The sequence below is a fragment of the Kitasatospora sp. NPDC097643 genome, assembly GCF_040302625.1.
Classification (GTDB): Bacteria; Actinomycetota; Actinomycetes; order Streptomycetales; family Streptomycetaceae; genus Kitasatospora.
In genome coordinates, this window is the sequence record NZ_JBEOSA010000004.1 from 118,144 (window position 1) to 135,273 (window position 17,130).

General features: G+C 71.0%; 18 protein-coding genes. 16 read left to right on the forward strand and 2 right to left on the reverse strand.

Annotated features, from left to right (window positions below; translation table 11 throughout):
• The first annotated feature begins 137 nt into the window (after window positions 1-137).
• The 11 genes from ABTY15_RS04665 to ABTY15_RS04715 all read left to right on the forward strand — a co-directional run bounded on the left by ABTY15_RS04665 (window position 138) and on the right by ABTY15_RS04715 (window position 9,366).
• On the forward strand, window positions 138-581 hold the full coding sequence (locus ABTY15_RS04665) for a Cg1360 family ATP-synthase-associated protein (protein WP_350575938.1): 444 nt from the start codon (window positions 138-140) through the stop codon (window positions 579-581).
• 285 nt (window positions 582-866) lie between these two features.
• Entirely contained in the window at window positions 867-1,682 is an 816-nt protein-coding gene (gene atpB / locus ABTY15_RS04670; RefSeq protein WP_350575941.1) for a F0F1 ATP synthase subunit A, read from the forward strand.
• Between the two features lie 93 nt (window positions 1,683-1,775).
• Complete coding sequence (atpE, locus tag ABTY15_RS04675; RefSeq protein ID WP_350575944.1) at window positions 1,776-2,012, forward strand: ATP synthase F0 subunit C; 237 nt, start codon at window positions 1,776-1,778, stop codon at window positions 2,010-2,012.
• A 34-nt stretch (window positions 2,013-2,046) separates the two neighbouring features.
• Window positions 2,047-2,604: a F0F1 ATP synthase subunit B gene (locus tag ABTY15_RS04680; RefSeq protein WP_350575945.1), complete on the forward strand. Its 558-nt coding sequence runs from the start codon at window positions 2,047-2,049 to the stop codon at window positions 2,602-2,604.
• Window positions 2,601-3,416, forward strand: coding sequence for a F0F1 ATP synthase subunit delta (locus tag ABTY15_RS04685; protein ID WP_350575948.1), 816 nt, complete (start codon window positions 2,601-2,603; stop codon window positions 3,414-3,416). Before ABTY15_RS04680 ends, ABTY15_RS04685 begins: the two co-directional genes overlap by 4 nt.
• Before the next feature lie 154 nt (window positions 3,417-3,570).
• On the forward strand, window positions 3,571-5,145 hold the full coding sequence (gene atpA, locus ABTY15_RS04690; RefSeq protein WP_350575951.1) for a F0F1 ATP synthase subunit alpha: 1,575 nt from the start codon (window positions 3,571-3,573) through the stop codon (window positions 5,143-5,145).
• Window positions 5,146-5,177: 32 nt separating this feature from the next.
• On the forward strand, window positions 5,178-6,092 hold the full coding sequence (locus ABTY15_RS04695; protein ID WP_350575953.1) for a F0F1 ATP synthase subunit gamma: 915 nt from the start codon (window positions 5,178-5,180) through the stop codon (window positions 6,090-6,092).
• Between the two features lie 2 nt (window positions 6,093-6,094).
• The gene (gene atpD, locus ABTY15_RS04700; RefSeq protein WP_350575956.1) at window positions 6,095-7,540 is read left to right on the forward strand and encodes a F0F1 ATP synthase subunit beta; all 1,446 of its coding nucleotides are present in this window, start codon (window positions 6,095-6,097) and stop codon (window positions 7,538-7,540) included.
• Window positions 7,541-7,723: 183 nt separating this feature from the next.
• Complete coding sequence (locus ABTY15_RS04705) at window positions 7,724-8,107, forward strand: F0F1 ATP synthase subunit epsilon (protein ID WP_350575959.1); 384 nt, start codon at window positions 7,724-7,726, stop codon at window positions 8,105-8,107.
• Window positions 8,108-8,255: 148 nt separating this feature from the next.
• Window positions 8,256-8,756, forward strand: a complete 501-nt coding sequence (locus tag ABTY15_RS04710; protein WP_350575962.1) for a DUF2550 domain-containing protein — start codon at window positions 8,256-8,258, stop codon at window positions 8,754-8,756.
• 37 nt (window positions 8,757-8,793) lie between these two features.
• Window positions 8,794-9,366 (forward strand): cob(I)yrinic acid a,c-diamide adenosyltransferase, encoded by a 573-nt coding sequence (locus ABTY15_RS04715; RefSeq protein ID WP_350575965.1) that lies wholly within the window; start codon window positions 8,794-8,796, stop codon window positions 9,364-9,366.
• Here the strand turns inward: ABTY15_RS04715 and ABTY15_RS04720 are convergent.
• Complete coding sequence (locus ABTY15_RS04720; RefSeq protein WP_350575966.1) at window positions 9,363-9,917, reverse strand: hypothetical protein; 555 nt, start codon at window positions 9,915-9,917, stop codon at window positions 9,363-9,365. The genes ABTY15_RS04715 and ABTY15_RS04720 overlap by 4 nt on opposite strands.
• 157 nt (window positions 9,918-10,074) lie before the next feature.
• On the opposite strand from ABTY15_RS04720, the gene ABTY15_RS04725 reads away from it, so the two are divergent.
• The 5 genes from ABTY15_RS04725 (at window position 10,075) to ABTY15_RS04745 (ending at window position 16,220) form a co-directional block, all read left to right on the forward strand.
• The gene (locus ABTY15_RS04725; protein WP_350575968.1) at window positions 10,075-11,277 is read left to right on the forward strand and encodes a sensor histidine kinase; all 1,203 of its coding nucleotides are present in this window, start codon (window positions 10,075-10,077) and stop codon (window positions 11,275-11,277) included.
• On the forward strand, window positions 11,274-11,924 hold the full coding sequence (locus ABTY15_RS04730) for a response regulator (protein WP_350575970.1): 651 nt from the start codon (window positions 11,274-11,276) through the stop codon (window positions 11,922-11,924). Before ABTY15_RS04725 ends, ABTY15_RS04730 begins: the two co-directional genes overlap by 4 nt.
• A 187-nt stretch (window positions 11,925-12,111) precedes the next feature.
• Window positions 12,112-12,981 carry a 3-hydroxyacyl-CoA dehydrogenase family protein gene (locus ABTY15_RS04735; protein ID WP_350575973.1) on the forward strand — a complete coding sequence of 290 codons (870 nt, stop codon included), beginning with the start codon at window positions 12,112-12,114 and terminating at the stop codon, window positions 12,979-12,981.
• Window positions 12,982-13,375: 394 nt separating this feature from the next.
• Entirely contained in the window at window positions 13,376-13,699 is a 324-nt protein-coding gene (locus ABTY15_RS04740; RefSeq protein ID WP_350575975.1) for an STAS domain-containing protein, read from the forward strand.
• Window positions 13,700-13,889: 190 nt separating this feature from the next.
• Window positions 13,890-16,220, forward strand: a complete 2,331-nt coding sequence (locus ABTY15_RS04745; protein ID WP_350575978.1) for an ATP-binding protein — start codon at window positions 13,890-13,892, stop codon at window positions 16,218-16,220.
• Window positions 16,221-16,224: 4 nt separating this feature from the next.
• Here the strand turns inward: ABTY15_RS04745 and nucS are convergent, their stop codons facing one another.
• On the reverse strand, window positions 16,225-16,884 hold the full coding sequence (gene nucS, locus ABTY15_RS04750; protein ID WP_350575981.1) for an endonuclease NucS: 660 nt from the start codon (window positions 16,882-16,884) through the stop codon (window positions 16,225-16,227).
• Between the last annotated feature and the right edge of the window lie 246 nt (window positions 16,885-17,130).

The following is a 17,130-nucleotide window of genomic DNA, read 5'->3' on the forward strand; positions in this document are numbered from 1 at the left end:
TTCCGTCCCTGTCGGTATCCCTCGACGGGCCCGCCGTTCCCCAGCGGGCGGCCCGGCGGCGGCACTCGGTCCGGTGTCACCCACCACCATCTGTGCCCCGTCCCCCGCCACATCGACATGCCGCCGGAGCTGCCGACATGCCGTCCACCGACGCCCGGATCCTCCGAGGCGCCGCGATTCCCACTGCGGTCGCCGGGGTCATCGCCATGGCGATCTCGTTCGCCGTCGCCGGTGGGAAGGGGCTGCTCGGCGCCCTGTTCGGCGCGCTGCTGGTGATGGCCTTCTTCAGCTTCGGCCAGGTCGCGCTCGACCGGCTGACCAGGTCGAACCCGCACATCATGATGGCCGCCGGCCTGCTCGTGTACACCACGCAGATCCTGCTGGTCGGCATCGTGCTCGCGATCTTCAAGAACACCGAACTGTTCAACCGACAGGCCTTCGCCTTCACGCTGCTCGGCTGCGCACTGATCTGGACGGGGTTCCAGGTGCGTGGCGCACTGAAGGCCAAGACCTTCTACGTCGACACCGACGCCTCCGAAAACAAGGGTGACAAGCCCTCCGACTCGGGGCGTCAACAGTGACGAGGGCTCACTGTCCCCCCAACGAGGGGGGCGGTGTTTATGCCGCACTGACGGGCTGCTATCGTCCGTCGCAACAACGGAGTACGGGAAGAGGCCAGGTCTGTCCGGACAGCGGACGGATCGCCCCCCGGATCCGCGCAGTCTTCGATGATCCCGCAGTCGTGCAGCGCACTGCTGGGCGGGGTCGGCGAGAAACCCATCAAGTTCCAGTGCCGCACCGTGGCCGCAGGCCGCGCCGACACACCGAGGTTGCCGTAACCATGCGTCACGACGAAGGAGTCCGTGGTGAGTGCTGAAAAGCTCACGTACCTCGCCTCAGGCAGTTGCCACTTCGGGGACGCCGGCTGCGGCTTCCCGGCTCCGGGCCTGAACGAGTTCGACTTCAAGCCGATCTTCACGATCGGCAGCTTCTACTTCAACAAGCCGATGCTGCTGTCGATGATCGTCGCAGTGCTTGTTGTCGTCTTCTTCTGGGCCTCCTTCGCCAAGCCGCGCCTGGTGCCGGGCAAGCTGCAGCTGGTCGGTGAGATCGGCTACGACTTCGTCAAGCGCTCCATCGTGCTGGAGACGATCGGCAAAAAGGGCGAGAAGTACGTCCCGATGCTGGTCTCGATGTTCTTCTTCATCTGGTTGATGAACATCATGTCGATCATCCCGTTCGCGCAGTTCCCCGTGACGGCGGCGATCGCGTTCCCGGCCGGCCTCGCCGCGGTCGTGTGGGTCACCTACATGACGCTGACCTTCAAGAAGCACGGCTTCGTCGGCGGCTTCAAGAACCTCTGCTGGCCGTCGGGCATCCCCGGCTGGGTCATGTTCATCCTGGTGCCGATCGAGTTCTTCTCGAACATCTTCGTGCGCCCCTTCACGCTCGCGGTCCGAGCCTTCGCGAACATGTTCGCCGGCCACCTGCTGATCGTGATGTTCTCCGTCGCCTCCTGGTACCTGCTCAGCCCGACCCTGGGCGCGCTGTACGGCTCGGCCTCGTTCGTCGTCGCCGTCGCGCTGACCGCCTTCGAGCTGCTGGTCCAGTTCCTGCAGGCCTACATCTTCGTGATGCTGGCCAGCAGCTACATCGCCGGTGCCCTCGAAGAGTCGCACTGAGCCGCGGGGCCCCGGCCCCGCCCCGAACCACCCTCCCGGATCGCCCGGTGGCCAATCACCACCGGTTCACCACCCCTGCAAAGGACAACTGCAATGAGCATGCTCGCTGAGGGCACTGTCTACGGTTCCGTCGCCTCCATCGGCTACGGCCTCGCCGCCATCGGCCCCGGCATCGGCGTCGGTCTGATCTTCGGTAACGGTGTCCAGGCGATGGCCCGTCAGCCCGAGGCTGCCGGCCTGATCCGTTCCAACATGTTCATCGGCTTCGCGCTGACCGAGGCGCTCGCCCTCATCGGCATCGTCATGCCGTTCGTCTTCGGCAACAAGTAATCCTGCCGCAGACCCTTTCGAGGAAGGTCCAGATATGAGCATCGCGGCTCAGCTCGTGGCCGAGGAGAAGATGAACCCTCTTCTCCCCAACTGGCCCGAGATCATCATCGGCCTGCTCTGCTTCTTCATCGTCTTCGGTCTCCTCGGCAAGAAGCTCCTCCCCAGCATCGAGAAGGTGCTGTCGGAGCGTCGGGACGCCATCGAGGGCGGCATGGAGCGCGCCGAGACCGCTCAGGCGGAGGCCCAGGCCCTGCTCGAGCAGTACCGCGCCGAGCTCGCCGAGGCGCGTCACGAGGCTGCTCGCATCGTCGAGCAGGCTCGCGAGCAGGGTGCCGCCCAGCTCGCCGAGATGCGCGAGGAGGGCCAGCGTCAGCGCGAGGCCATCGTCGCCGCCGGTCACGCCCAGATCGAGGCCGACAAGAAGCAGGCGACCTCCGCCCTGCGCCAGGACGTGGGTTCGCTGGCCTCCCAGCTGGCCTCCCGCATCGTGGGTGAGTCCCTCGAGGACCACGCGCGGCAGAGCGGCGTGATCGACCGCTTCCTGGACGAGCTGGAGGCCAAGGCCGCCGTTGCTCAGGGTGCGGCCAAGTGATCGGCGCCAGCCGTGAGGCCCTCGCCGCCGGCCGGCAGAACCTGGAGAGCCTGACCGACTCCACCTCGGTGGACGCGGCCAAGCTCGCCGAGGAGCTCAGCGCCGTCACGGTCGTGCTCGACCGCGAGGTGTCGCTGCGCCGCGTCCTGACCGACCCGTCCCGGTCGGGCCAGGACAAGGCCCAGCTGGTCTCCTCGCTGCTGACCGGCCAGGTCTCCGGCGAGACCGTCGACCTGGTGTCCGGCCTGGTCCGCTCCCGCTGGTCGGGTTCGCGCGACCTGGTCGACGCGACCGAGCAGCTCGCCGCGTACGCCGAGGTCATCGCCGCCGACAAGGCCGGTGTCCTGGACGACGTCGAGGACGAGCTGTTCCGGTTCGGCCGGGTGGTGAGCGGCTCGCACGAGCTGCGCGCCGCGCTGACCGAGCCGAAGGCCGGCGCCGCCGCCAAGGCGGAGCTGATCAAGAAGCTGCTCGGCGGCCGCGCCAACGCGGGCACCGTCCGCCTGGTCACGGCCCTCGTCAACGCGCCGCGTGGCCGTAGCCTGGAGCAGGGCCTGGAGTCCTACTCGAAGCTCGCCGCCGCACGCCGCGGTCGCGTGGTGGCCCTGGTCACCAGCGCGGTGCCGCTGTCGGACGCCCAGAAGGAGCGCCTCACGGGCGCTCTCGGTCGGATGTACGGCCGCCAGGTCCACCTGAACATCGACGTCGACCCCGAGGTCGTCGGCGGCGTCCGGGTGCAGATCGGCGACGAGATCATCGACGGCACCGTGTCGAGCCGCCTCGAAGGCGCTCGCCAGACGCTCGAAGGCTGAGCGCCGAGCAGCACATCCGACCCTCGGTCGGGAACCGGCTCCCCCCGGAGCCGGCAAATCGTACGGCCGGTTCGGAAGACCCGGCCGAGAGTCGAATACTTGCGGCCCTCAATGGCGGGCCGAGGATCGCAAACTAGGAGAGCAGGGAAGCCTGATGGCGGAGCTTACGATCCGTCCGGAGGAGATCCGGGACGCGCTGGCCGACTTTGTCCAGTCGTACCAGCCGGACGCGGCCTCTGTGGAAGAGGTCGGCACGGTCACTGACGCGGCCGACGGTATCGCGCATGTCGAGGGCCTGCCCTCGGTCATGGCGAACGAGCTGCTGAAGTTCGAGGACGGCACGCTCGGCCTCGCGCTGAACCTCGACACCCGCGAGATCGGTGTCGTCATCCTCGGTGAGTTCGGCGGCATCGAGGAGGGCCAGACGGTGCGCCGCACCGGCGAGGTCCTCTCGGTTCCGGTCGGCGACGGCTACCTCGGCCGCGTCGTGGACCCGCTGGGCAACGCGATCGACGGCCTGGGCGAGATCGCCTCCACCGGCCGCCGCGCCCTGGAGCTGCAGGCCCCCGGCGTCATGGTCCGCAAGTCGGTCCACGAGCCGATGCAGACCGGCATCAAGGCCATCGACGCGATGACCCCGATCGGCCGTGGCCAGCGTCAGCTGATCATCGGTGACCGCCAGACCGGCAAGACCGCCGTGGCGATCGACACGATCATCAACCAGCGCGACAACTGGCGCTCGGGCGACCCGAAGAAGCAGGTCCGCTGCATCTACGTCGCCGTGGGCCAGAAGGGCTCCACCATCGCGTCCGTCCGCGGCGCCCTGGAGGAGGCCGGCGCGCTGGAGTACACCACCATCGTGGCTGCTCCCGCCTCCGACCCGGCCGGCTTCAAGTACCTCGCCCCGTACACCGGTTCGGCCATCGGCCAGGAGTGGATGTACGACGGCAAGCACGTCCTGATCATCTTCGACGACCTGTCGAAGCAGGCCGAGGCCTACCGCTCCGTCTCCCTGCTGCTGCGCCGCCCGCCGGGCCGCGAGGCCTACCCGGGTGACGTCTTCTACCTGCACTCCCGCCTGCTGGAGCGCTGCGCCAAGCTCTCCGACGAGCTGGGTGCCGGCTCGATGACCGGTCTGCCGATCATCGAGACCAAGGCCAACGACGTCTCGGCGTACATCCCGACCAACGTCATCTCCATCACCGACGGCCAGTGCTTCCTGGAGTCCGACCTGTTCAACGCCGGCATCCGCCCGGCCGTGAACGTCGGTATCTCGGTCTCCCGCGTCGGTGGCTCCGCCCAGATCAAGGCCATGAAGTCGGTCGCCGGCCGTCTGCGCCTGGACCTGGCCCAGTACCGCGAGCTGGAGGCGTTCGCCGCCTTCGGTTCCGACCTGGACCCGGCCTCCAAGGCCCAGCTGGAGCGCGGTGCGCGCATGGTCGAGCTGCTGAAGCAGGGCCAGTACCAGCCGTTCCCGGTCGAGGAGCAGGTCGTCTCCATCTGGGCCGGCACCACCGGCAAGCTGGACGACGTCCCGGTCGCGGACATCCGCCGCTTCGAGCGCGAGTTCCTGGACCACCTGCGCCTTCAGCACAAGGACCTGCTGGCCGGCATCGTCGAGACCTCCAAGCTGGAGGACGGCACCATCGACGCTCTGACCAGCGCGATCGCCGCCTTCAAGCAGGGCTTCACCACCGCCGACGGCAAGCTCCTCGGCGAGCAGGCCTGAGTCCGGTAGCGAGGGAAAGGACGTAACGACCCATGGGAGCACAGCTTCGGGTCTACAAGCGCCGGATCCGCTCTGTCACCGCGACGAAGAAGATCACCAAGGCGATGGAGATGATCTCCGCGTCGCGCATCGTCAAGGCGCAGCGCGCGGTGGCCGCCTCCACTCCGTACGCCGATGAGCTCACCCGGGCGGTGACGGCGGTGGCCACCCGGTCCAACGCCAAGCACCCGCTCACCACCGAGAACCCGAACGCCTCGCGTGCCGCCGTCCTGCTGATCACGGCGGACCGCGGCCTGGCGGGCGGTTACTCGACCAACGCCATCCGGCAGGGTCTCGCGCTCAGCGCGAAGCTCCGCGAAGAGGGCAAGGACGTGGTGACGTACATCGTCGGTCGCAAGGGCGTCTCGTACTACACCTTCCGTGACCTGTCGGTCGAGAAGTCGTGGACGGGATTCTCCGACAAGCCGACCTACGGTGACGCGAAGGTCGTGGCGGCCGACCTGATCGAGGCCTTCACGGCCGAGACGGGCGGCGTGGACGAGCTGCACCTGATCTCGACGAAGTTCGAGTCGATGCTGACGCAGACCGCGGTGGACGCCCGGCTGCTGCCGCTGAAGCTCGACGAGGTCGAGCTCAGCGACGAGTCGAAGGCGAAGCACGAGATCTTCCCGCTGTACGACTTCGAGCCGTCGGCGGAGGGCGTCCTCGACGCGCTGCTGCCGCGGTACGTCGAGAGCCGGATCTACAACGCGCTGCTGCAGTCGGCCGCCTCCGAGCACGCCGCTCGTCGGCGCGCGATGAAGAGCGCGACGGACAACGCCGGCGAGCTCATCAAGTCGCTCACGCGGCTTGCCAACTCGGCCCGTCAGGCCGAGATCACCCAGGAAATCAGCGAGATCGTCGGCGGCGCCAACGCGCTCGCTGACGCTAGCCGCGGGAGCGAATGAGTATGACCACCACTGTTGAGCCGACCACGGCGACGGGCCGCGTCGCGCGGGTCATCGGCCCGGTCGTCGACGTGGAGTTCCCCGTCGACGCTATTCCCGACATGTTCAACGCCCTGCACGTCGAGGTGGACAACCCCGACGGCTCGGGCAAGAAGACCCTCACCCTCGAGGTCGCCCAGCACCTCGGCGACGGCCTGGTCCGCGGCATCTCGATGCAGCCGACCGACGGCCTGGTCCGTGGCGCGCAGGTCTCCGACACCGGTTCGGCGATCTCCGTCCCGGTCGGCCAGATCACCAAGGGCAAGGTGTTCAACGCCCTCGGTGAGGTGCTGAACGTCGACAAGGCCGAGTTCGAGTCGCAGGTCGAGGTCCGGTGGCCGATCCACCGCAAGGCCCCGAACTTCGCGGACCTCGAGTCGAAGACCGAGATGTTCGAGACCGGCATCAAGGTCATCGACCTCCTCACCCCGTACGTCACCGGTGGCAAGATCGGTCTGTTCGGTGGTGCCGGTGTCGGCAAGACCGTTCTCATCCAGGAGATGATCTACCGCGTCGCCGAGAACTTCGGTGGTGTGTCGGTGTTCGCCGGCGTCGGCGAGCGCACCCGTGAGGGCAACGACCTCATCCACGAGATGGTCGACTCGGGCGTTCTGGACAAGACCGCGCTGGTCTTCGGCCAGATGGACGAGCCGCCGGGCACCCGTCTGCGCGTCGCGCTCTCCGCGCTGACCATGGCGGAGTACTTCCGTGACGTCGAGAAGCAGGACGTGCTCCTCTTCATCGACAACATCTTCCGGTTCACCCAGGCCGGTTCCGAGGTGTCGACCCTGCTCGGCCGCATGCCCTCCGCGGTGGGTTACCAGCCGAACCTGGCCGACGAGATGGGCCTCCTCCAGGAGCGCATCACCTCGACCCGTGGTCACTCGATCACCTCGATGCAGGCGATCTACGTCCCCGCGGACGACCTGACCGACCCGGCCCCGGCCACCACCTTCGCCCACCTGGACGCGACCACCGTTCTGTCGCGCCCGATCTCGGAGAAGGGCATCTACCCGGCCGTCGACCCGCTGGACTCCACGTCCCGCATCCTCGACCCGCGGTACATCGCGCAGAACCACTACGACACGGCCGTCCGTATCAAGGGGATCCTGCAGAAGTACAAGGACCTCCAGGACATCATCGCGATCCTCGGTATCGACGAGCTGTCCGAGGAAGACAAGATCACGGTGCACCGCGCCCGTCGCATCGAGCGCTTCCTCTCGCAGAACACCTACGTGGCGAAGCAGTTCACCGGCGTCGACGGCTCGACCGTTCCGCTGTCGGAGACCATCGAGGCGTTCAACGCGATCGCGGACGGCAAGTACGACTCCGTCCCGGAGCAGGCCTTCTTCATGTGCGGTGGCATCGAGGACCTCGAGAAGAACGCCGCCGAGCTGGCGAAGAAGTAATCGCGGCCGGTAGCAGCTGAGTGACCGTGAGGGGTGGCCCCCGAGCCTGGGGACCACCCCTCGCGTCGCATCGCTGTGATTCCGGTCAAATCCGTGCCGCCGGTTTCATGCCGGAGGCGCGGGGCCGTTATTCTTACCGAAACTCCCGAGAAATCGGGGGTTGCATGAGCCTAGGAGCCCACGTTGGCTGAGCTGCACGTCGAGCTGGTCGCAGCCGACCGCAAGGTGTGGTCCGGTGCGGCCACCATCGTCGTCGCCCGTACGGCCTCCGGTGACACCGGCATCATGCCGGGCCACACCCCGGTGCTGAGCGTGCTGGAGACCGGTCCGGTCACCATCCGCACGGTGGACGGCGGCACCGTGATCGCCGCGGTGCACGGCGGCTTCATCTCCTTCGCCGACAACAAGCTGTCTCTGCTCGCGGAGATCGCCGAGCTGGCGGACGAGATCGACGTCGCGCGTGCCGAGCGCGCGCTGGAGAAGGCCAAGTCGGAACTGGACGCGCACGCCGAGCGGCGCGCCGAGGTCCGGCTGTTCGCGGCGCGCGGCCTCAAGGCCCACGCCTGATAGCGCCTGACCCCGCCTGAGCGGGGTCGACCGACGGTCCCGGGGACGCGTGAGCGTGACCCCGGGACTGTCGTCTCAGTTGAGAAGTCAACACGGTCGCTTGATACGACCGATACGGGGAACGCGGGTAGCGAGGAGGTAGGTGAGCATGGTCCTCGCGCTTGTGGTGTGTGCGGCGGTCGTGGCGCTGGGTGTGATCGGCCTGGTGGCCTTCGCGGTGCGCCGGCGGCTGATCCAGCGGGTCGGCGGCACGTTCGACTGCAGCTACCGCCTCAAAATGCCCGCGGACGCCTCGACGCAGCCCGACCTCGACGAGAACGGCCAACCCACCTCGGCCCCGGTCCCGCAGACCGACGGCAAGGGGTGGGTTTTTGGTATCGGCCGGTACAGCGGTGACTCGATCGAGTGGTTCCGGGTCTTCTCGTACGCTCCTCGCCCGCGCAAGGTGCTGCCGCGGCGGGAGATCGAGGTGCTCGGCCGGCGCTACCCGGAGGGGCAGGAGGAGCTGGCGCTGCTCTCCGGTTCGGTGGTGCTGCGCTGCCTGCACAACGGGGCGCCGCTGGAGCTGGCGATGAGCGAGGACGCGCTCACCGGCTTCCTGGCCTGGCTGGAGGCGGCACCGCCCGGTCAGCGCGTTAACGTCGCCTAGGGTTAACGTCGCTTAACCTGCGGGCTAGGCTGGCCGCATGGTCAATCTGACGCGCATCTACACCCGTACCGGCGACGACGGCACCACCGCGCTCGGCGACATGAGCCGGACCACCAAGACCGACCCGCGGCTGGTGGCGTACGCCGACGCCAACGAGGCGAACGCGGCGATCGGGGTCGCGGTGGCCGCCGGCGCGCTGCCGGAGGACGTCGTCGCGGTGCTGGTCCGGATCCAGAACGACCTGTTCGACGTCGGCGCCGACCTGGCCACGCCGGTGGTCGAGGACCCGGAGTACCCGCCGCTGCGCGTCCTGCAGTCGTACATCGACCGGCTGGAGGGCGACTGCGACCACTACCTGGCGCAGCTGGAGAAGCTGCGCAGCTTCATCCTGCCCGGCGGCACGCCCGGCGCGGCCTACCTGCACCTGGCCTGCACGGTGGTGCGGCGGGCCGAGCGGTCCACCTGGGCGGCGATCGCGCAGCACGGGGACACCGTCAACCCGCTGACCGCGAAGTACCTCAACCGGCTCTCGGACCTGCTGTTCATCCTGGCCAGGGCGGCCAACAAGGAGCGCGGCGACGTGCTCTGGGTGCCGGGCGAGAACCGCTAGGGCCTGTCCTGCTGCTCGTCGGCCGGGGGCTGCTTGGGCCAGAGCGTGTAGCTGACCGCGACGATCGTGTTGATCACCGCCGCGATGCCCAGCTTCCAGTACCACTGGTCGAAGACCTCCGTGCCGGGCGCGTCGGTGCCCACCTTCAGCACGGTGATCAGGGTGATCGTGATCGCCGCGGAGACCAGGGTGCGGCGGCAGACCTGCCACTCGTGGCGGCTGCGCGCCGCGCCGTACTTCGGGGTCGGCGGCGGCTTGGGCCCGCCGGCGAAGCGGTGCAGGAAGCGGACGTCGGCCCAGCGGACCACGGACGGGCCGTAGCCGACCGAGAAGCCGAGGTAACTGGCGGCGAGCGCGTGCGTCCAGGAGGCGGTGGCGCCGCCGCGCAGGTCGAACAGGGTCAGCAGGAAGAGCACCAGGTCGGTCACCGGCAGGCCGACCAGCACGACGGTGCTGGTCCGGCGCCACCGCAGCAGGTAGCGGGTGGCCAGGCCGAGTCCGAGCAGCACCCAGAAGGCGGCCTCGGCGGCGACGATGAGGGTGACGATCACGGCGGGCTCCGGGTTGTTCGGCGGTGGGTCGAGCCTTCCGGGGCGGACCCGTCGGCGCGTCGTCGCCGGAGCCGAACCCGGGCTGCACCTTTCGATGTACGGCGCCTCCTCCCGGCTCCGGTGCCGGGCCGGACAGCCCAGGTGGTGAGATGGGGGCGTGCTCAGACCCACCCTCACGCCGCGCCAGGAGGCCCGGGCGATCGCCCTGGCCGGGCTGCTCGGCGGCGCCCTGCTGATCGCGCTCAAGGTCTACGACAACTCCTCGTCGATCCCGCGCTGGGTGCCCGTGCTCCCGCTGCTGGTGATGTCGACGCTGGAACAGTTCCGGCGGACCAGGCCGGTGCTCACCGTGACCCTGGGCGGGATCGCCTTCGTGGGCAGCATCTTCACCGGCGCCCTGCTGGCGACCAGCCTGATGTACACCGATCTGCTGTACGCCGCGGTGGTCTACGGCACCCCGCAGATGTCGCGGATCCTGCACCTGACCGGCGGCGGCTCGGTGCTGGTGCTCTCCACCCTGGTACTGGTCTACAGCGACACCCCGACCGCGGTGGCCGTGGTGGTGCTGACCACGCTGATCTACCTGACGCCGGTGTGGACCGGGGACCTGGTCCGCAAGCACCGGGAGGCGGCGGAGACCGAGCGGCTGCGGGCCGAACAGACCGCACTGCTCTCGGAGATGGACCGGCGCGAGGCGATCGTCGGTGAACGGGCCCGGATGGCACGGGAGTTGCACGACGTGGTGGCCAACCACCTGTCGGCGATCGCGATCCACGCCACCGGCGCGCAGTCCCTCGCCCGGCGTCAGCGGCGGGCCGAGGACGAACCGCTGGTGGAGGTGCTGGCGGTGATCCGGGAGAACAGCGTCCAGGGATTGGCCGAAATGCGTCGCATGATCGGACTGCTGCGGGACAGTGGCGGGGGCGAGGCCGAGGAGTCGTACGCGGCGCCCGACCTGGCCGCGCTGGACGCCCTGCTGGCCAAGGCCCGGGCGGCCGGCAAGGACGTCGGGCTGGACTTCGCGCTGACCGAGCACGGCGAGCGCGGGGAACTGCCGGTGCCGGTCGGGCTGGCCGCGTACCGGATCGTCCAGGAGTCGCTGACCAACGCGCTCAAGCACGCCGGGCCCGGGCAGGTGACCCTGCGGCTGGACTACGGGCCCGAGGACCTGAGCATCGTCGTCGACAGCCCGTACCGGGGCGACGCGGGCCGCGGGCTGCCCGGCGCCCGGGCCGGGCTGGTCGGCATGGCCGAGCGGGCCGGACTGCTCGGCGGCAGCTTCGACGCCGGGCCGCGGGACGGCCACTGGAGCGTGCGCGCGGTGCTGCCGCGCGGGCGGGAGAGCGAGGGACGGACATGACGATCCGGGTGCTGGTGGCCGAGGACCAGGCGGCGGTGCGCGCGGCGCTGGTGATGATCCTGCGCGCCGAGCCGGACGTCGAGGTGGTCGGCGAGGCCACCGACGGCGAGCAGGCCGTCCGGCTGGCCCTGGAGCTGCGCCCCGACGTGGTGCTGATGGACGTGCAGATGCCCCGCCTGGACGGCGTCTCGGCGACCCGGCAGGTGGTCTCGGCCGGCGCCGCGCAGGTGCTCGTGCTGACCACCTTCGACCTGGACGAGTACGTCTACGGCGCGCTGCGGGCCGGCGCGGCCGGGTTCCTGCTGAAGGACCTGGAGGCGGAGACCCTGGTCGAGGGCATCCGGACGGTCGCGCGCGGGGACGGCATGCTGGCGCCCTCGGTGACCAGGCGGCTGATCGGCACCTTCGCCCGGCCGGAACGCCCGGTCGGCCCGGACGTCCGGGAGGCGGTGGCCGGGCTGACCCCGCGCGAACGCGAGGTGCTGGCCTGCATCGGCTCCGGACTCTCCAACGGGGAGATCGCGGCCCGGCTGGAGATGGCGGAGGCGACCACGAAGACGCACGTCAGCCGGATCCTGGCGAAGCTGCGGCTGCGCAGCCGGGTGCAGGCGGCGATCCTGGCGCAGGACCTCGGGCTGTCGGTCTGACGATCGACCGGCCGGGTCTGGTTCACCTGATCAGGTCGGTCACAGATCACACTCTCGAATGACACCACGCCGGGGCAAACGGCACTAGAGTCCCCGCCATGAGCGACGCGGCTCCGGCGGTGACCCCTGCCCTGAGCCGCCTTCAGGCCCCGCCCACCGGGCGGCGACGGCATCGGGAGACCCAGCCATGAGCAATGCGTCCAGCAAGCAGATCGCCGTGATCGGTGCCGGCCTGATGGGCGCCGGCATCGCCCAGGTGTCCGCGCAGGCCGGCCACCCGGTGGTGCTGCGGGACGTCACCGAGGAGGCGCTTCAGCGCGGCCTCGCGGGCATCCGCGCCTCGTACGAGAAGTTCGTCGGCAAGGGCCGGATGAGCGCCGAGGACGCCGAGGCCGCGCTCGGCCGCATCACCACCACCACCGACCTGGGCGCGGTGGCCGAGGCCGACATCGTGGTCGAGGCCGTGTTCGAGAAGCTGGAGGTCAAGGAGGGCGTCTTCCGCGAGCTCGACAAGCTCGCCAAGGACGGCGCCGTGCTCGCCTCCAACACCTCCGCCATCCCGATCACCCGGATCGCCGCCGCCACCCAGCGCCCCGAGTCGGTCGTCGGCGTGCACTTCTTCTCGCCGGTGCCGCTGATGAAGCTGGTCGAGCTGGTCCGTGGCTACAAGACCAGCGACGAGACGCTGGCCACCGCCCGCGCCTTCGCCGAGGGCGTCGGCAAGGAGGTCGTGGTGGTCAACCGCGACGTGGCCGGCTTCGTCACCACCCGCCTGATCACCGCGCTGGTCGTCGAGGCCGCCAAGCTGTACGAGTCGGGCGTCGCCACCGCCGAGGACATCGACACCGCCTGCCGCCTCGGCTTCGGCCACCCGATGGGCCCGCTGGAGACCGCCGACCTGACCGGCGTCGACATCCTGCTGCACGCCGCCCGCAACATCTACGCCGAGACCCAGGACGAGAAGTTCGCCGCCCCGGAGATCATGGCGCGCATGGTCACCGCCGGCGACCTGGGCCGCAAGAGCGGCCGCGGCTTCTACCCGTACGCGGGCAAGTAGGCGCCGGCCGGGGGCTCCGGGCCCCCGGACGCACAACGCGGGACGACCGGGCGGGCCGTGCGATCGGAGCATCGTACGGCCCGCCGCGCCGGAGCCGGGTGAGTTTCCTCACGCCGGGTGCCGCAGACGGGTGATTTGGGCGGTAATCGAGCGTAGGTCTGGAGACTTCCTGCGTATATTCCCTCGGACGAGTGAAGTTGCTTCAGATCTGGCCGGAACCAGCAACCTGCGATGCTGATCCGCCGTCAGATGAGGGGGGCCCGGCCCGCACCGATCGGTGTCGCGGCCCGCTCCGGACGGGCACCCCACCGGACACCCCACCCCCGCCCCCGGGCCCGGCACGGCCGGGGCCAGCCGACCCCGAACCCAGGCCGACCAGGCGAAGGACGAGAGCATGCGCATCACCGGCGACCACCGGGCGCTGGCCATCGAAGGCCGCCTCGACGTGCGCACCGCCGCCGACGCGCGGGCCCGGCTGCACCAGGCCGTGGACGGCGGCCTCGGCGACCTCGTGCTCGACCTCGCCCGGCTGGAGTTCTGGGACGCCACCGGCCTCGGCGTGATCATGGGCACCCACCGCCGGGCCGGCCGGATCGGCCGCCGACTGGTGCTGCGCTCCGTCCCGGCGCAGCTCCAGCGGCTGCTGGTGGCCACCAAGCTGCACCGCATCCTGGCCGTCGACGGCGGCGTCGCCGAGCCGCACGGGATCGCGCTCTAGGGTCCGTCCGCACAGCTCCGGGAAGCCCGGGGCGGGACCGCCCTGCACAGCCGGGGCCGGATGTGCGAGAGTCTGCGCGTCAGAAGACGGCCGCCGGACCCAGCTGCCCCCAGCCCGCCCGCGGCCGCAACCCCAAGATCAGCCGGTCGGCGCGGGGGCGTCGGCGGCCGAGCACGAGGCGGAGCAGAACGTGGCACAGCCATCCGGGGAGTTCCGGCAGGAGGCCGTCCGGACCCGAGGCGGCGAACTGGTCTCCGGCGGCCTGCTGGTCGGCGTCGGCGCCCCGGACGGCTCCGAGGCCCGGCCCCGTCCCGAGGAGTGGCGGCCCCGCCCGCGCCGGATCGAGCGCAGCGAGCCGGCCCGCGGCCCGGTCGGCGGCGTCGGCCGCGCGGTCGGCCCGCTCGCCCTCGGCGCCGGGCCCGCCGACCTGCCGCTGCTCGACCGCGAGGCCGACATCGCCGAACTGCTCGGCCTGCTCGCCGAGGGCCGCTCGATACGCCTGGTCGGCCAGGCCGGCTCGGGCCGCAGCGCACTGCTGTCGGCCGTCGCCGAGGCCGCCGCCGACCTCGCCCCCGGCGGCGTCGTCCAGCTCTGCGGCCACCGCCGCACCGCCGACGACCTGCTCCAGGACCTCTTCGCGGCCACCCACCACGCCCCCGGCTACCGGCCCGACCCCGGGCAGCTGGCCGCGCACCTCGCCGAGGTCGGCGCGATCGTGGTCGTCGACGGCGCCGAGCAGTCCGGCGCCGAGCTGGAGGAACTGCTCGCCGCTGCCCCCGGCTGCGCCTTCCTGATCTCCGTCTCCCCGAGCAGTCCGGTGCTGCCGGCCGGCTCCCGGCTCCAGGACCACCCGGTCGCCGGGCTGTCCCGGGCCGCCTGCCTCGCGCTCGCCGCCCGGCTGGCCGGACGGCCCCTGGACGTCGCCGAGAAGGCCTGGGCGGTCGACCTCTGGTTCGAGTCCGAGGGCCTGCCGCTGCGCTTCGTCCAGGCCGCCGCGCTGCTGCGCCAGCGGGACGTCGCGGTGGACGCGCTGGTCGCCGCGGAGGAGGACCGGATGGGGGTCTTCGGCGCGGTCGAGGAGCCCGTCCACGACCCGGACCCGGCGGTGCGGGAGGGCGCGCTGCGCCGCAGCGTCCCGCTGCCGTCCGTCGCCGAGACCGCCTCGCCCGCCGTCCGGCTCGCCGAGGGGCTCAGCGAGCCCGCGCAGGCCGTCCTGCGGCTGGCCGTCGCGCTCGGCGGCGAGTGCCCCACCGCCCCGCACCTGCCCGCGCTGATCGACGTCGGCCAGGGCGAGAGCGCCCTCGCCGAACTCGCCGACGCCGGACTGGCCGTGTCCATCGGCGGGCACCACCGGCTGACCGCCGGGGTGCTCGACCTCCTCGCCCCGCACTGGCCGGCCCGCGGCTGCCTCGACGGCGCCGCCCAGCACTTCGCCTGGTGGGTCGGGCACAGCTCGGTGTCGCTGGACCAGGTCGCGGCCGAGGCGGAGGTGCTGATCGGCGTCCTGCTCGCCGACCGGGCCGCCGGGCGGCACGACGCGGTGGTGCGGCTGGCCCGGGCCGCCGCGCCCGCGCTGGCGCTGTCGCTGCGCTGGGGGGCCTGGGAGCGGGTCCTGGAGCTGGGCCTGGAGGCGGCCCGCCGCACCGGCTCCCGGATCGACGAGGCCTGGTTCCACCACGAGGCGGGCGTCCACGCGCTCTGCGTCCAGGAGCCGTCCCGGGCCACCGCCGAGCTGGAGACCGCGCTCACCCTGCGGGCCGCCGCGGGGGAGCAGCGCGGGGTCGCCTCGGCGCGCCGGATGATCGACCTGCTGCGCGCCGACGGCCGTCAGCTGGCGGCGTCCGCGCCGGCCGCTCCGGCGGCGGCCCGGCGGCCGGTCATCCGGGCGATCGCCAAGGTGCCGTCCAGCCTGCGGAGCCGGACCGGGAGCGGGACCAGGGGCCGGGTGATGGCCGCCTCGGCGGCGGTGCTGGCGCTCGGGGTGCTCGGGACGGCGGTGGCGATGAGCGCCACCGGCCCGGACGAGCACCGGCCGAAGGATCCGCACGGGCGGCTGGACGACGCCGGCACCCCGCAGGGCGGGTCGGTGCCGCTGCCGCACCCCTCCGGCGGCTCGGCCTCGCCGAGCGCCGGGGGCACCGAGTCGGGCGGCAGCCCGGAGGCGGACGGCGGCGCGAGCCCGGAGCCGTCTGCTAGCGGGAGCGCCTCGCACTCGCCGAGCGCGTCGGCGTCGGGCTCGAAGAAGCCGAGCAAGTCGTCGAGCGAGAGCCCGACCGAGACCGCGCAGCCGTCGCAGCCCCAGTCGTCGCAGCCGGCGCCGGGGCAGCCGCAGCCGCCGGTTCCGCCGCCCGGGCCGGGCCCGCAGCAGCCTCAGCCGACGGCACCGCAGCCGACGCAGCCGACGGTGCCCAGCAAGTCCCCGACGACTTCGCCGCCGAGCCCGACCGGGACGCCCAGCCCGACGTCCACGGCCACCGCGACCGCGACGCCGAGTTCGACGTCCCCGCCGCCGGGGCCGTGACCGGTCAGAACAGCTTGAGCTTGTCGTCGTCGATGCCGCGCAGCTCGTCGTAGTCCAGCACCACGCAGCCGATGCCCCGGTCGGTGGCCAGCACACGGGCCTGGGGCTTGATCTCCTGCGCGGCGAAGACGCCCTTGACCGGGGCCAACAGCGGGTCCCGGTTGAGGAGTTCGAGGTAGCGGGTGAGCTGCTCGACGCCGTCGATCTCGCCGCGGCGCTTGATCTCGACGGCCACCGTGGTGCCGTCCGCGTCGCGGCAGAGGATGTCGACCGGGCCGATCGCGGTCGGGTACTCGCGGCGGATCAGCGACCAGCCGGAGCCGAGCACCTCCATCCGGTCGGCGAGCAGCTCCTGGAGGTGCGCCTCGACGCCGTCCTTGATCAGGCCGGGGTCCACCCCGAGTTCGTGGGAGGAGTCGTGCAGCACCTCCTCCAGCGTGATGATGAGCTTCTCGCCGGCCTTGTTCTCCACCGTCCAGACCCCGTCGGCCTCCTTGAGGGCGCACGGCGGGGACATCCAGTTGAGCGGCTTGTAGGCGCGGTCGTCGGCGTGGATGCTGACGCTGCCGTCGGCCTTGACCAGGATGAGCCTGGTGGCGGAGGGCAGATGGGCGGAGAGCCGACCGGCATAGTCGACTGAGCAGCGGGCAATTACGAGACGCACGGTCGACCACGCTAGCCCACCGGGGCCAGTTGATGCGATTCCGCGACGACCGGGTGAAGAAACCGCGAACCCCGCGAACATGGAGGTTCGGCGGTGCCGTGGCCGCTCGTCGCGCTCTGGCGCCCATGCCCTCGGGTCGCTACCGTGTGTGACGGCACGCGTGCGGGACCGCTGTCAACGGGGATGGAGACTTCAGATGAACGATCCGACAGGATCAGGCCAATCTGGTGCACCACCGCGTATTTC